Below are 14,439 nucleotides of genomic sequence, written 5' to 3' on the forward strand. Positions count from 1 at the left end.
ACTGCGCCTTGCATCTGGGCCCTTGGAGGTCCCGCAGAGACGTCATCGATTCGTGCAGAGTTTCCCCTAGCTTACTTCGAATCGTTACGGATAAAAATCAATCTGTTAGATCAAACGGCTAAAGCCGATCCACTAGGGGCGCTGATCCGCCGAGGATGGGGCCTGGCGGAAGGTGATCTCGTGGAGGACGGGAAAGAAGGCACCCGAACGGGCCTGTCGTTGCTGGCGGGCTCGGACAAGCCACAGACTGCTGGCCAGCCCGCCGACCGCACCCAGTGCCGTCAGCCATTCGCGACCGAATGCCGCCTCGGCCAGCAGTGCACCGAGCAACAGGCCGAGCAACGGCGCGAGGTACAGCCACAGGGAGGCGATCAGCACGGCGCGCTGGGAGAGCGCGATCACCACGTGATCACCGACCGCGAGCGTCTCCTCGGTGGGCAGGTAGAGCTGGTGACGCGGCAGGCGAAACAACCGCTGGAAGACGCTGACACCACAACCGCGACCATCACGACAATTGGCGCAGCCACTCTGCCCCTCGGACTCCAACCAGACACCACCGGGCTCCACGGCCACCACACGAGCGGATTCGAGCATCGGCTGATCGATCGCGGCGGGATGGTTTTCCATCACTCGCCCGAGGGGCCCTCGCCTGCCTCGTCACCGGGGAGGGACGCGCGCACCGTGTTTTCGACCAGGGCCTCGACGGTTGCCGAGGGCACGTCGCCGATGGCGGTGATGCGCACGTTGTCGACGCTGCGTGCGGCCATGGTCATGCCCTGATCGGTACGTGTCACCTGGCGCGCGGCATCCCCGTCGCGCTTTTCGACAAACACCGACGCGGTGGCCAGACCGTCGGTGATCACCATGTGCTCAAAGTACTGCCCGGTCACCGGGTTTCGTCGCCAGCTGCGCGAGCGGATCTCGAAGCCGGCGGGCAGCGGATCGACCACCCAGCCGTTTTGGCGGATCGGCGCCTGCTCGACCGGTTCGCCGCCCAGCTCGATCTGCTCGAAGTCGGACTCAAGCCCGGCCAGCAGTTCATCCTGGAAGGTCAGTTCCACCGAATCGAGCGGCTCGACCTGGGTGAACTGGTTGTGCTCGATGGGCCGACCGCCCTCGTCGTAGATGCTCATGCGCAGCAGCAGCGGCTCCTGCTCGCCGATGCAGAGCTTGTAGCCGTAGCGATAGTCATCGCGTGGCACCACGGCCATCAGGTTGCAGTTCACGCCGGCCACCCGGCTGCCGCCCAGATCGATCAGGCGATAATCGTCCTCGAGGTCGTCGATGGCCTCGAAACGCTCACCGGAGAGTCGACTGTTGATGTTCGGGTAGTCGCCGAGCATGACCTGGCGACGCTCCGGCCACAGGCAGGCGCAACGGTCACCGAGCCGACGAATCTCGCGCACCTCGCCGTTCTCGGAAACCAGCAACTCGACGCGTTCCCCGTCGACCTGCCGGTGCACCACGCGCATCAGGTCGATCTGGTCGCCCCGAATGTGAATGAACCGCCCCCCGTAGGTGCGGCTGGCCATCGCATCGACCATGGCCCGCACGCGGTCGCGCAGGGTCTCCGTACCGGCCTGCCCCCCGGACGCCTCTGGGGTTTCCAGGCTAGTGGGCGCCTCGGGCTCGGCCGGCAGCGCCTTGAGCAGCGGCTCGGCCCGAGCCGGAGAACAACAGAAGGCCACCCCCGCCAAAACGAAGGTGGCCATCGAAAAACGCTGTGGGAAAGGCAACCGCAATGCTCGCATCACGCCTCGCTTACTTTTGATCAAAGGTCGCTGCACGCGCCTCGGGGCCGGTGGTACCGAACTCGGGCGACGCCATGCGGTAATGCGTCACCACGTACGGATCCGGGCCGGAGTTGCTTCGCCCCGTCGCCCAGTCAGGCAGTTTGGAGGCATTGGCCGGCGCCGTCGAGGCCTGGACGACGCGACTCTGCTGTGGGTTGCTCGCGACCGCGGCCGGCGAGACATCCTTCGGCAGTTCCTGCGCGTTGAGCGACGCCATGACGGCTCGATCGTTTTCGGTCGGCCCCTCGGCCTGCATCGGCTCGATGCCGGCGCGATCGCCGGTCGAGAGGGTCAGCCCGACCGCCGTGACCGCGGCGAACAGGGAGGCGGCGATCGCGCCCTGCCAGATACGACGGTGACGCCACGACCGCGCCGAGTCCAGAGAGACCACCTTGCCGCCGCCGGGTCGCTCGTTCTCGGGGATCTCGTCGAGGCGGGCGTTGATCGAGTCGAGCAGGTCGCGTGTTTCCAAGGACTCGCCACGCAGACGGCTACCGATCAGTTCGTAACTGCGGGTGCGCGATCGAACGCCTTCCACGTCGGACAGGAGCGTGTCGAGCTCCGAATCGTCCGCCCGCCATTCGTCGTCCCACCATTGGGAAACGGTGTCCCGGAGGGTCGTCGATTCGTTTGCGTGCCGTTGCTTCATACCGTTGCCACCTACCATTTAACCGCCCTTGAGCGACTCGATCGATTGCTCGATTGCTTCACGGGCGCGGAAAATCCTCGACCGTACCGTTCCGATCGGGCAGTCCATTACCGACGCGATCTCGTCGTAACTCAGCCCTTCCATCTCCCGCAACGTCAAGGCCGTGCGCAGATCCTCGGGCAGATCGGAGATCGCCTGGTCAATGGCTGCCTTGAGTTCCTCGGTCGCCGCCAGCGCATCCGGTGTTCCACCGTCGCGCAGCGCCTCGGGCTCGATCATTGGTTCGTCTGACTCATCGGAGCCGCCGGAGTTCAACGACACCATGTAGCCGCCGCGCGCGTCCGAGGCAAGCTGGTTCTTCGCCGTGTTGACCGCGATGCGGTAGATCCAGGTGTAGAAGGCGCTGTCGCCGCGGAACCGTTCGAGCGCCCGGTAGGCCTTGATAAAGGTTTCCTGAGCAAGATCAAAGACTTGCTCGGGATCTCGAATGTAACGCGCGATCAGGCGCTGCACGCGGTGTTGGTATTTCAGGACCAGGAGATCGAAGGCTCGCCGGTCACCCTTGCGGGCGCGGGCCACCAGGGCCTTGTCGTTCTCCTCGGCGCTCATTTCCGTATCCGGTCCTGCCTGCGTGCAAATCAAATGGAGGGAAGTCGAATGTCGGGTTGCCGGCGAGACCGACCCCGTCGTCGATCGAAACCGGGGCAAGATGGCCCCGTTCAAGATGGCCGTTTACGCCATGCTTGTCCCGCGCCGCCCTTCCCGAAGGGCTCGAGCACGTATACTCGCCGAACGACATTGTATCGAAAACCCGCGTGACAGGCATATGCCGCCACCCGCATCTGTCCGGGGCGGCGAAAGGAGGAATCCGAAAGCCACATGAGCGAACTGAGCGACCACACCACCCTGCACAGCGACGTCCTGATCATCGGTTCGGGCGCCGCTGGCCTCGCCATGGCCCTGCGCCTGCCGAGCCACCTGAGCGTGCTGGTGATCAGCAAGGGCGAACTGGTTGGCGGCAGCACCCCCTGGGCCCAGGGCGGTATCGCCGCGGCCCTCGGTGGCGACACGGACATTGAGCAGCACGTCGAGGACACGATCAAGGCCGGCGCCGGGCTGCCCGAGCGCGAGGTGGTCGAACGCGTGGTCCAGGCCGGCCCCGAACAGATCGAGTGGCTCGAATCGCTCGACATGCCGTTCACCCATGACCGGAACGACCCGGAACGCCTGCACCTGACACGGGAAGGCGGCCACAGTCAGCGCCGGGTCGCGCACGCCGCCGATCACACCGGGCGCTCGCTGATGGAGACGCTGGTCGACGCGGTGCGCGCCAGGCAAAACGTCACCGTGCTCGAGCATCACAACGCGGTCGACCTGATCACCGCGCGCCGGCTGGGCGAGACCCGGGATGCCTGCCTCGGCGCCTACGTGCTGGACATCGACAACGACCGCGTGATCACCGTCAGGGCACGCCACACGGCCCTGGCCACGGGCGGCGCGGCCAAGGCCTACCTGTTCACCACCAATCCCGACGGCGCCACCGGCGACGGCATCGCCATGGGCTGGCGGGCCGGCTGCCGCGTGTCGAACATGGAATTCATCCAGTTCCACCCCACCTGCCTGTACGAGCCGCGCGCCAAGTCATTCCTGATCAGCGAGGCGGTGCGCGGCGAAGGCGGTGTGCTGCTGCGCCCGGATGGCAGCCGATTCATGCCCGACCACCACCCGGATGCCGAGCTTGCGCCCCGTGACATCGTCGCCCGTGCCATCGACGCCGAGATCAAGCGCCTGGGCATCGACTGCGTCTACCTCGACATCAGTTTCAAGGGTCGGGACTTCATCGAGACCCACTTCCCGATGATCCACGCCCGCTGCCTCGAGTTCGGCTACGACATGACCCGCGAGCCCCTGCCCGTGGTGCCTGCTGCCCACTACACCTGCGGCGGCGTCATGGTCGACGAACACGGCCAGACTGACATCGACAACCTCTACGCGATCGGCGAAACCGCTCATACGGGCCTGCACGGCGCGAACCGGCTCGCCAGCAACTCCCTGCTCGAGTGCCTCGTTTTCGCCCAGGCCGCGGCCGAACGGATCGCGAGCGATCCCGAGTCCGGGCAGCGCGCCCACCCGCCCATCCCCGCCTGGGACGAAAGCCAGGTCACCGACCCGGACGAGGCCGTGGTGGTCACGCACAACTGGGACGAGCTGCGCCGCAGCATGTGGAGCTACGTCGGCATCGTGCGCACCACCAAGCGCCTGTACCGCGCCCGCGATCGGATCAATCTCCTGCGTCGCGAGATCCACGACTACTACGCGCATTTCCGGGTCAGCAACAACCTGATCGAGCTGCGCAACCTGGTGGAGGTGGCCGATCTGATCGTCCGCTCGGCGCTCACGCGCCACGAGAGCCGCGGCCTGCACTACAGCAAGGATTTCCCGCAGACCAATCCCCGCGCCGAGCATTTCAACACCGTGCTGATCCCGCCGCCGGCGCGCCCCTACCCGAGCGTACGCGACGGACACCGCGGCACCCCGCTGCAGGGCTGAGCCGAACGAAAGAAAGCCAGGCATATGCCTGGCTTTCTTGTTTCGAGCCGGACGGAACCGACTCGCCATCCTTAAGGGCGTTACTCCAAGGGCTTACTGACCGTACTCGATTACCGCGCGACGGTTCTTGGCCCAGGCGGATTCGCCGGTGCCGTCGACGGCCGGGCTCTCTTCGCCGTAGCTCACGGTATCGATCTGGCTCGAGGAAACACCGTAGGAAAGCAGCACGTCGCGTACGGCGTTGGCGCGCTTCTCGCCCAGCGCGATGTTGTACTCGCGGCTGCCGCGCTCGTCGGTGTGGCCTTCGATGACCACTTCACGGTTGCCGTTTTCCTTGAGGAAGTCGGCATTGGCTTGCAGCATGCCCTGGTACTGGCCGGCTACCGAGTACTCGTCGAAACCGAAGTAGACGATGCGCTCGCGCTCGACCGGCTGACCCTGGTACAGCTCGGATTCGCTCATGCCGCCCGCACCGCTCATGCCGGTGCTTTGTGCGCCATCGGCCGAAGCGGCATCACCGCTGCCGGCACCGTCTTCGGCGCCCGGGCCCGGGGTGGAGCTACACGCGGACAGGACCACGGCCAGCGCGCCGACGGAAGCAAGATAGGACCAACGCATAATTCGATCTCCTTGAATTGGAATCATCATCACGAAACGGAAAAAACGATATCACAGCACCCGGCCGTTCAACCGTGCCGGGTTGCTGCGCTGTGACCGGCGCCACCGGGGCCGGTTCCCGACCGCCGGCTGCATTTTTGCGAACACACCACACGTTCTGTTGCATATTCACAACAGCGGATGGCCGACTTGACACCATCCGGCCGGATCGCGGAAGATGCGCGGGCTTCGGAGGGTTGGCAGAGCGGTTGAATGCACCGGTCTTGAAAACCGGCAAGGGTTAATAGCCCTTCCAGGGTTCGAATCCCTGACCCTCCGCCACCAGATTATCGGACGAACGAGACACCTCCGGGTGTCTTTTTTGTTTTCGAGCCAAGTCGACGCCGTCACCGTCGGGAATCTCGGGCCAGGGAATGGGTCGAATCAGGCGGCAACGGCGTGAGGCATTTATTCAGGAAGGATTGCATGCAGGCACTGGAAATCATCCGCACCGGCATCGCCGAGAACACGGACGTCGATCCGGCCACCATCACCCCCGAAAGCCGGCTCGACGAGCTCGGCGTCGATTCCTTCACCCTACTCGAGCTGATCTTCTCGCTCGAGGAACAGATGGAAATCGAACTCGGCAACGACGTCGGCACCCCCGAAACGATCCAGGACCTGATCGACATCCTCGAGCCTCACCTGCCGACCAATGGCTGACCCCACCGGCCAGCAACGGGTCGTCGTCACCGGTCTATCCATTCTCGATCCTCTCGGCGGGACCACCGAGGCGGTCTTCGAGCGCGCCCTCGCCGGCCAGTCCAGCGTGCGCCTGTACCCCTACGGCGACGAGACGATCGGCGGTTGCACCCCGGCCGTCTTCTTCGACCCGATCGATTTCGAGGCACGCCTCGGCAAGGCCACCTGCCGCAGCACCGACCCCTTCGCGCGCCTGGCCATTTTGGCCGCCGACGAGGCCTGGCAACACGCGCAGCTACCGTCGCCAGACGAGTCACCCGATCCGCGCGCCGGCGTCCACTGGGGTACCGCCCTGGGCGGCATCAACACCTTCGAGAACGGCTATCGCGCCTTCTGGAAGGAAGGCCGCAAACGGCTCTCGCCGATGTCGGTGGTCATGGGCATGAACAACGCCGCCGCCTCACAGATCGGCATCCGCTTCCGGCTCGGGGGCGTATCCGTGACCCATAGCGTGGCCTGCGCGTCGGCGGCCATCGCCATCGGCGAGGCCTACCAGCGCATCCGTGACGGCGAGATGGACCTGATGGTTGCCGGTGGCTCGGACCTGCCACTCGGCATCGGTGTATTGCGGGCCTGGGATGCGATGCACATGCTTGCCCCGGGAGACGACGAATCCGCCCACCGGGCCTGCCGCCCGTTTCACCCGGATCGCCGCGGGCTGGTGCTCGCCGAAGGAGCGGCCGCCTTCGTGCTCGAATCCAGGGAACACGCCGAGCGGCGTGGCGCGACGATCCTCGCGGAACTGGCCGGTTACGGCGCCTCCAACGATGCCAACCACGTGGTGCGCCCCGATCACCGCGGCCAGGTCCGCGCCATCCATGCCGCCCTGGACGATGCCGGGCTCGATCCCGACGCGATCGGCTACATCAACGCCCACGGCACCGCCACGACCGAGGGCGACGCGATCGAAGTGCGCGCCATTCGCGAATCGTTCGGCGACCAGCGCGCGAAGCGCCTGCCCGTCAGCGCCACCAAGGCGGTGCATGGGCACGCGATGGGCGCGACCGGCGCGATCGAGGCGGCACTGACCGTCCTGACGCTACAACAGGGTAAACTGCCGCCCACCGCGCACCTCGACCAACTCGATCCCGCCTGCGACGGGGTCGACCTGGTGCGCGACGCGGCCCGTTCCGCCCCGGAGATCCGCGCGGCGCTGTCGAACTCGTTTGCGTTCGGTGGGAGTAACGCCGTGCTCGCCTTCACCCGCGCCGAGGACTGAGCCCCGCGGATCTTATGACCGATCAACCGACTCGAACGATGACCGATAGCCCGATGAGCCCAGACTCGATGACCCAAGACTCGATGACAGACAATCACGACAACGCCGTCGACGCGCTGATCCCGGAAGTGGCCGCCGAGCTGGTCGAGGCCCTGAACCTCGACGAGACGCCCGAGGAAATCGATCCGGACGAGCCGTTGTTCGGTGACGGGCTGGGGCTCGATTCCATCGACGTGCTGGAAATCGCCCTGGTGGTCTCGAGACGCTACGGCCTGAACCTGCGCTCCGACGACGAGCGCAACGAGCAGATCTTCGCCTCACTGCGCAATCTATGCCGCTTCATCGCCGAGAATCGCAGCAAGTAACCGGCCCGTCGGCCGCCGCCCGCCTGCGTGGCTGGCTGATCGGCGCGATGCTGGTATTCAACCTGGTGTTCGCGCAGCTGTTCGCCGGGCAGGACCAGGTGTCCCTTGCCCAGGCGACGCTCGTCATCGCCCCGCTGGGCGTCATCCTCCTCGTCGTGCTCGCCTCGCGCCGGTCACCGCTGGCCGCCCCTTTCGTTGCCCTCACGCAACTCGGCATCATCACGCTCCTGGTCCTGGGCGTCGCGGCGCTCCTGAAACAACACATCTACCTGCTCTACCTGGTGCAGCACCTGGCCGTCCACGCCGCGTTGGCCTGGTTCTTTCTCGCCAGCCTGCGCCCGGGCCACGTGGCGGCCTGCACGCGCTTTGCCGCCCAGGTGCACGCCCACATGTCGCCGGCCCTGAACCGCTACACGCGGCAGATCACTTGGGCCTGGGGGCTGTTTTTCATCGCCAACGGTGTGGTTTCCGCCGGACTGATGATCATCGCCGGGCCGGCGGTCTGGGCCGACTACGCGATCTACGCCACCTTCCCGCTGGTCACCCTGATGTTCGTGCTGGAGTATCTCGTTCGGCTGCGCGTGCTGCCCCGCGAGGACCTGTCCAGCCCCTGGAGCGCGGTGATTGCCTACCGGCGCCACCTGCGTCAGGCCGCGGAACAACGGGCCCGTCCATGACCGATCGCCGCCCTCACGCCCCAACCCGTGACATCCCGTTGGTCCCGGACGGCGACCCGACGCGCGTGTTGCTGATCGACGGCGACCAACGCTGGACGGTTGCCGACGTGCTGGCAAGCGCCCGGGACCTCCAGGCGGCACTGCAGGCGCTGCCCGGCCCGGTCGAGCACCTGATCAACCTCGCCGCGCGCCGCGACCGGTTTCTCGTCGGCCTGGTCGCCGGCATCCTCGGCGCGCAGGTCAGCCTCATGCCCTCCACGCGCAGTCGCGGAGCCATCGAGGACCTGCTGGTCGACCACCCCGGCACGGTGATCCTGCACGACGGCGACGAACCACTGGACTCATCGTTCGGTCTCGAGGGGCAGCAGCTGACCATCCCGCCGCTGCGCCCGGCACGCATGCCGGCCGAGGCGATGCCGCGGATCCCCGGCGACCAACGGATCGCCCGCGTGTTCACGTCGGGGACGACCGGCAAGCCCAAAGGCCACGACAAGCACTGGGGTCGACTGGTCGAGAACGCCGGCGCGGCCGCCCGCGCCCTTGCTGTCGACGACGCGGACGACAGCCACTCGGACAGCGACGCGGTCCACGGACTGCACCTGCTCGGGACCGTCCCGTCGCAGCACATGTACGGCTTCGAGTCACTGATCCTGGCCGCGCTCTGCGGCGGGGCGACCCTGAGCGTCGACCAGCCGTTCTTCCCCGACGACATCGCCACCGCCCTGGGCAAGCTGCCCTCGCCGCGCATGCTGGTCACCACCCCCTATCACCTGCACCACCTGCTGGCCTCGGATGGCGACCGAACCAGCTGCGAGCAGGTCCTGTGTGCCACCGCCCCGCTGGATGCCGCGCTGGCCGAGCAGGCGGAACAGGCGCTCGGTTGCGCGCTCAAGGAGATCTACGGGTCGACCGAGACCGGCCAGGTCGCCGTTCGCCGTCCGACCCGCCAGCCCCATTGGCGGCTGATGGACGGCATCCGTCTCGAGCGACGTCCGGGCGGCGAGGTGATCGCCTCCGGTGGTCACATCGAACGCCCCGTCCCGCTGGCCGACTGCATCGAGCCGGTGGATGCCGGGCGCTTTCGCCTGGCCGGCCGGCTGGCCAACCAGGTCAACATCGCCGGCAAGCGCAGCTCGATCGAGCACCTCAATACCACGCTGCGCGCCATCGAGGGGGTGGAGGACGGCCTCTTCTTCCGACCGCAAGCAACCGACTGCGACGGCCGGCGACCCGAACGGCTCGCCGCGATCGTGCGCGCCCCCGGTCTGACCTCGGGGGTAATCCGTCAGGCGTTGCGGGAACACCTCGACCCGGTCTTTCTCCCTCGCCCGCTCGTGCTGGTCGAACAGATGCCGGTCAACGCCACCGGCAAGATCACGCGCGATGCCCTGGAGGCCATCCTGACCGACGGTAACGCCGCCGAGTTTTCCCGTCGGGACGCGAGTTGATGATCGACTCACCGCAACCGCTGGCCGAGTGGACGCCGTCGCCGGAGATGCCCGTGTTCCGCGGGCACTTCCCGGACAACCCGCTGTTGCCCGGCGCCATGCTGATCGACTGGGCCATGTCGGCGTACATCGATCGCCTCACGAACATGGCGGCCGGTCCGACTGACGGCGCGGACGGCGTGCCGGCCGCCACCATGGCCGTGCGCCAGGCCCGTTTTCCCGCCCCCGCGCGCCCGGGCATCCCGCTGCATCTCCAAACACAACCCGCACGCCGCGGCCGGACCCGGCTGCAGGTCGTCGCCACGCCCGCGTCTGGGGAGCGCCACGTAGTGCTCGACCTGTTGCTGGAAGCACGGCAAGGCAACGATCCGGAGGTGACCTCGTGAGTCGGGAGCACACCGCGGCGGCCCATTGGTGGACACGTCGGGAGCGTGGCCATCCGGCCTTGCTCCGCCTGATGGCGTTTGTCTCGCTGAAAGCCGGCAGGCGGGTGAGCCGGCTGTTGCTCGCGCCGATCAGCCTGTATTTCCTGCTGTTCGTACCGGCCGCACGCCGGGCCAGTCGCGATTTCCTCGGCCGGGTGCATGGCCGACCGGCCCGATGGGGCGAGGTCTACCGGCATTTCCACGATTTCGCCAGCACCATCCACGACCGGCTGTTCTTCCTGAGTGATCGCTTCGAGGCGTTCGAGGTCGAGGTGGTCGGGGCCGAGTGCTTCGATCCGCCCGACCCCGCCATTCTGGTCGGGGCGCACTTTGGCAGCTTCGACGTCCTGCGGGCCATGGGACGGTTCGAACGCGACCTGCCGATCAGCATGATGATGTACCCGGAAAACGCCCGGAAGATCCAGCAGGTACTCGAGGCGCTCAACCCCGAGCGGAGTCAGGACATCATCCCGTTGGGCCGCATCGACTCCATGCTCGAGGCCGGCACCCGCCTGGAACAGGGACACCTGGTCGGCATGCTCGCCGATCGCAGTCTCGAGGGTGACCCGATGGGAACCCGTCCGTTCCTCGGTCAACCGGCCCGCTTTGCGGTCGGCCCCTTCCGCATGGCCGCGATCCTCCGCCAGCGACTGTTGCTCATGGCCGGCATCTACCTGGGCGGCAACCGCTACCGGATCCACTTCGAGCCACTGGCCGATTTCCGCGATCTCCCGCGACGCAATCGTTCCCGCGCGGTCGATGAGGCCATGGACCGCTACGTCGACCGCCTGGAAACCCTGGTCCGGGCCTACCCGGGCAACTGGTTCAACTTCTACGATTTCTGGGGCGCCGAGCCTGGGCAGGAACAACCGCGGGATGAGCGAGAAACCGCCACCACGCCCCCATCGCAGGAGCGACCATGACCCCGATCCCGTCGATCGCGCGGCGGCTGCTTGCCCCGGCCCTGCTGCTTCCCGGCCTGCTGTGCCTGCCCTTGCCGACGCTGGCAATCGAGCTGGAGACGCTCGCCGCGGCCCTTGCCGCCCGGGGTGCGGACAGCACCACCTACGAGCAGACGCGCTATCTCGGCATCCTCGACGAGCCGCTGGAATCCAGCGGCCGACTGGCCTTCGAGCCGCCCGACCGCCTGGTCCAGGAGCAACTCGCCCCGGAACCACGCACGCTCATCCTCGATGGCGAGGAAATGACCTATTCGGCGGCCGGGCGCGAGCGGGTCGTTTCGCTTGACGACTCGCCGCAAGGGGCGGCCCTCGCGGCCAGCCTGCGCGGCATCCTCAACGGTCAGGTCGAGGCATTGCGCGACGACTACGAACTGGTGCTGCGCGAACGCGCCGGGGATGGCTGGCAGTTGAACCTGCTGCCGTTGACCGAGGAACTGGCCGACCGCATTCGCCGAATCGAGGTGATCGGCCAGTTCCGGGACCAGCGGGCCGAGGTCGAGCGAATGACGCTGGAATTCGCCAACGGTGACCGCAGCGTGATGCGCCTGGGCGTCCCGGCGGGGGATGCGCCCGATCGGGAGCCCACCTCGCCGTGACGCGCTTCCTCAGACCCACGCTCGTCATCGGCCTGTGGCTTTCGGTGCTGTTGCTGGCGGTCTATTCGATCACACAGACGCGCTTTACCGCGGACATGTCCGCCTTCCTGCCCGCCTCCCCCAGTCCGGAGCAACGGCTGCTGGTCGACCAGCTCCAACAGGGCGGCATCTCGCGCACCTTCCTGATCGGCATCGAGGGCGGCACGGTCGAGCACCGGGCCGAGGCGAGCCGTCGGTTGCACGCGGCGCTCGCCAACGACCCGGCCTTCACGAGCGTGCAGAACGGCGATGCGGGCGACCGCGAGCGAGCGCGGCACGTCCTGTTCGAGCATCGCTACCTGCTCAGCCCCAACGTGACCGACGAACGCTTCTCGGTCGACGGGTTGCGACAGGCCATCGGCCAGTCGATCGCCGATCTGAATTCCCCCCTCGGCGATGTCACGCGGGAGCTGTTTCCGCGCGATCCCACGGGGGAAATGCTGGCGCTGATCGACGGGCAATCGACCGGCAGCGGACCAGACCGCTGCTGCGGGGTGTGGACGGGCGCCGAACGGTCGACCATGCTGCTGGTCGCGCAGGCCAGCGCCTCCGGGTCGGATACCGACGGGCTCGCCCGGGCCGTGAATCGTATCGAGGCGGCATTCCACTCGATGCGCGATGACATCGCCCCATCCCTGCGCCTGGTGATTGCCGGCTCGCCCATGTTCGCGATCGAGGCACGCGACCGCATCAAGGCCGAGGTGACCCTGTTCACGACCATCAGCGTCGTGCTGGTCACCCTGGTCCTGCTGCTCGCCTATCGCTCGGTGCCCGTCTTGCTCGCCGGCTTGCTGCCCGTGGGCAGCGGGGTGGCCGTGGGGATCGCCGTGGTCGGCCTGGGATTCGACGAGGTCCACGGCATCACCATCGGGTTTGGCACCGCCCTGATGGGCGAGGCAATCGACTACAGCATCTACTATTTCGTCCAGTCGCGGCAGGGGGAGCGGGACACGACGCAGCCGGGCTCGACCAGCCGCGACTGGCTGACGACCTACTGGCCCACCGTGCGCCTCGGCCTGCTCACCTCGCTGATCGGGTTCGCCGCCCTGCTCTTCTCGGGATTCCCGGGCTTGATGCAGATCGGGCTCTACGCGATGACCGGCCTGCTGACCGCCGCACTGGTCACGCGGTTCGTGCTGCCGATCCTGGGGCCGAAACTGCCCCGGGCGGACATCGCTGGCCTGGGACGACGGCTCGCCCGCCCCGTCGCTTCCCTGCGCCGCCTACGGGTCCCGGCCGCCCTGCTGGGTGGGCTCGCCGTGATCGTGCTCGTCTGGCAGCACGATGGGCTCTGGCGCGACACGCTCTCCGGGCTCGCCCCGATCGATCCGCGCCTGGAGGCGACCGATGCCCGCCTGCGCGACGAGCTGGGCTCGCCGAGCCCGCGCCACCTCGTGGTGGTCCGGGGTGAGGATCGGGAGGCGGCCTTGCGCGCCGCCGAGCGCGTCACCGCGATCCTCGACAAGGAAATCGAGGCGGGCCGTCTGGCCGGGTATCGTTCGCCCACCTCGATCCTCCCCTCGCAGGCCACCCAGCAGGCCCGGCAGGGGGCCCTGCCCACCCGCGAGGAACTCGAGCGTCGACTGGATACCGCGCTGGCCGACCTGCCGGTATCGACCGACCGCCTCGGGGGATTCGTGGATGACGTGGTGCGCCAACGCGAGACGGACCTGATCGACCTGACGGCGCTCGAAGGCACCCCCTTGTGGCTGGCCGCCTCCGGTCAATTGCCGGAGGCCAGCGGGACCGACCCGTCGGTGGCCATGATTACCTTGCGCACGGCGGACAGCAGCACACCACTCGAGACCGGCGCGCTGCGCGAGGCGCTGTCCCCGGTCGAGTCCGCCGTGCTGATCGACATGCTCGCCGAATCCAACCGGCTCTACGGCCGCTACCTCCACACCACCCTGCTGGTCTCTCTACTGGGCGCGGCCGCGATCGTCCTGCTGTTGCTGTGGGTCCAGGCCAATCCTCGACACACGTTGCGCACCCTGCTGCCGATCACGCTGGCGATCGTGTTGGTGCTTGCCGGTCACGCTCTGCTCGGCGGACAACTGACCCTGCTGCACCTGGTCGGGCTGCTGCTGGTCGCGGCCATCGGTTCGAATTACGCGCTGTTCTTCCAGCCCCGGCCCAACGACGACACGGGCATTGATGCGCAACGCGATGCCCGCACACTGGCCTCCCTGACCCTGGCGACCGCGACCACCGTCTGCGCCTTCGGCGTGCTGGCGTTCTCGCACGTCCCCGTGCTGCAGGCGATCGGTGCGACCGTGGCGCCGGGGGCGCTTGCCGCCTGGCTGCTCGCCGCGATCTTTGCCGACACCCCGAACGCAACGACCCCGGATTCCTGAGCC

15 protein-coding genes and 1 tRNA gene are annotated in these 14,439 nt (G+C 67.4%); 11 read left to right on the plus strand and 5 right to left on the minus strand.

Going from position 1 to position 14,439, the window contains the following annotated elements:
* Window positions 1-132 precede the first annotated feature (132 nt).
* From LV475_RS06320 to rpoE, 4 genes are read right to left on the minus strand one after another with little or no spacing between them, the layout of a single operon-like run.
* On the minus strand, window positions 133-627 hold the full coding sequence (locus LV475_RS06320) for a SoxR reducing system RseC family protein (protein ID WP_136866932.1): 495 nt from the start codon (window positions 625-627) through the stop codon (window positions 133-135).
* Complete coding sequence (locus LV475_RS06325; protein WP_250105960.1) at window positions 627-1,712, minus strand: MucB/RseB C-terminal domain-containing protein; 1,086 nt, start codon at window positions 1,710-1,712, stop codon at window positions 627-629. The genes LV475_RS06320 and LV475_RS06325 overlap by 1 nt, the downstream gene beginning before the upstream one ends.
* A 49-nt stretch (window positions 1,713-1,761) precedes the next feature.
* A complete protein-coding gene (locus LV475_RS06330) occupies window positions 1,762-2,442 on the minus strand; it encodes a hypothetical protein (RefSeq protein WP_136866934.1) in 681 nt (226 codons plus the stop codon).
* 18 nt (window positions 2,443-2,460) lie between these two features.
* Window positions 2,461-3,051 (minus strand): RNA polymerase sigma factor RpoE, encoded by a 591-nt coding sequence (gene rpoE, locus LV475_RS06335; protein WP_136866935.1) that lies wholly within the window; start codon window positions 3,049-3,051, stop codon window positions 2,461-2,463.
* Between the two features lie 270 nt (window positions 3,052-3,321).
* Between rpoE and nadB the strand changes: the two genes are divergently transcribed.
* Window positions 3,322-4,992, plus strand: a complete 1,671-nt coding sequence (nadB, locus tag LV475_RS06340) for an L-aspartate oxidase (protein ID WP_136866936.1) — start codon at window positions 3,322-3,324, stop codon at window positions 4,990-4,992.
* Window positions 4,993-5,085: 93 nt separating this feature from the next.
* Here nadB and pal read toward each other — a convergent pair whose 3' ends face one another.
* Window positions 5,086-5,610 carry a peptidoglycan-associated lipoprotein Pal gene (gene pal, locus LV475_RS06345; RefSeq protein ID WP_156573825.1) on the minus strand — a complete coding sequence of 175 codons (525 nt, stop codon included), beginning with the start codon at window positions 5,608-5,610 and terminating at the stop codon, window positions 5,086-5,088.
* Window positions 5,611-5,840: 230 nt separating this feature from the next.
* On the opposite strand from pal, the gene LV475_RS06350 reads away from it, so the two are divergent.
* The 10 genes from LV475_RS06350 (at window position 5,841) to LV475_RS06395 (ending at window position 14,436) form a co-directional block, all read left to right on the plus strand.
* Window positions 5,841-5,931: transfer RNA gene (locus LV475_RS06350), tRNA-Ser, on the plus strand.
* Between the two features lie 144 nt (window positions 5,932-6,075).
* Window positions 6,076-6,312 carry an acyl carrier protein gene (locus LV475_RS06355; protein WP_136866937.1) on the plus strand — a complete coding sequence of 79 codons (237 nt, stop codon included), beginning with the start codon at window positions 6,076-6,078 and terminating at the stop codon, window positions 6,310-6,312.
* On the plus strand, window positions 6,305-7,570 hold the full coding sequence (locus LV475_RS06360; protein ID WP_136866938.1) for a beta-ketoacyl-[acyl-carrier-protein] synthase family protein: 1,266 nt from the start codon (window positions 6,305-6,307) through the stop codon (window positions 7,568-7,570). Before LV475_RS06355 ends, LV475_RS06360 begins: the two co-directional genes overlap by 8 nt.
* An 83-nt stretch (window positions 7,571-7,653) precedes the next feature.
* Window positions 7,654-7,935 (plus strand): phosphopantetheine-binding protein, encoded by a 282-nt coding sequence (locus LV475_RS06365; protein WP_197039260.1) that lies wholly within the window; start codon window positions 7,654-7,656, stop codon window positions 7,933-7,935.
* On the plus strand, window positions 7,902-8,612 hold the full coding sequence (locus LV475_RS06370) for a COG4648 family protein (protein ID WP_136866940.1): 711 nt from the start codon (window positions 7,902-7,904) through the stop codon (window positions 8,610-8,612). Before LV475_RS06365 ends, LV475_RS06370 begins: the two co-directional genes overlap by 34 nt.
* On the plus strand, window positions 8,609-10,060 hold the full coding sequence (locus tag LV475_RS06375) for an AMP-binding protein (protein WP_136866941.1): 1,452 nt from the start codon (window positions 8,609-8,611) through the stop codon (window positions 10,058-10,060). The genes LV475_RS06370 and LV475_RS06375 overlap by 4 nt, the downstream gene beginning before the upstream one ends.
* A complete protein-coding gene (locus LV475_RS06380; protein ID WP_250105961.1) occupies window positions 10,060-10,446 on the plus strand; it encodes an ApeI family dehydratase in 387 nt (128 codons plus the stop codon). The genes LV475_RS06375 and LV475_RS06380 overlap by 1 nt, the downstream gene beginning before the upstream one ends.
* Entirely contained in the window at window positions 10,443-11,408 is a 966-nt protein-coding gene (locus LV475_RS06385; RefSeq protein WP_250105962.1) for a lysophospholipid acyltransferase family protein, read from the plus strand. The genes LV475_RS06380 and LV475_RS06385 overlap by 4 nt, the downstream gene beginning before the upstream one ends.
* Entirely contained in the window at window positions 11,405-12,043 is a 639-nt protein-coding gene (locus LV475_RS06390; protein ID WP_250105963.1) for an outer membrane lipoprotein carrier protein LolA, read from the plus strand. Before LV475_RS06385 ends, LV475_RS06390 begins: the two co-directional genes overlap by 4 nt.
* The gene (locus LV475_RS06395) at window positions 12,040-14,436 is read left to right on the plus strand and encodes an MMPL family transporter (protein ID WP_250105964.1); all 2,397 of its coding nucleotides are present in this window, start codon (window positions 12,040-12,042) and stop codon (window positions 14,434-14,436) included. The genes LV475_RS06390 and LV475_RS06395 overlap by 4 nt, the downstream gene beginning before the upstream one ends.
* The last annotated feature ends 3 nt before the right edge of the window (window positions 14,437-14,439 follow it).

The organism is Guyparkeria hydrothermalis (genome assembly GCF_023555375.1).
In the GTDB taxonomy this organism is placed as follows: Bacteria; Pseudomonadota; Gammaproteobacteria; order Halothiobacillales; family Halothiobacillaceae; genus Guyparkeria; species Guyparkeria hydrothermalis.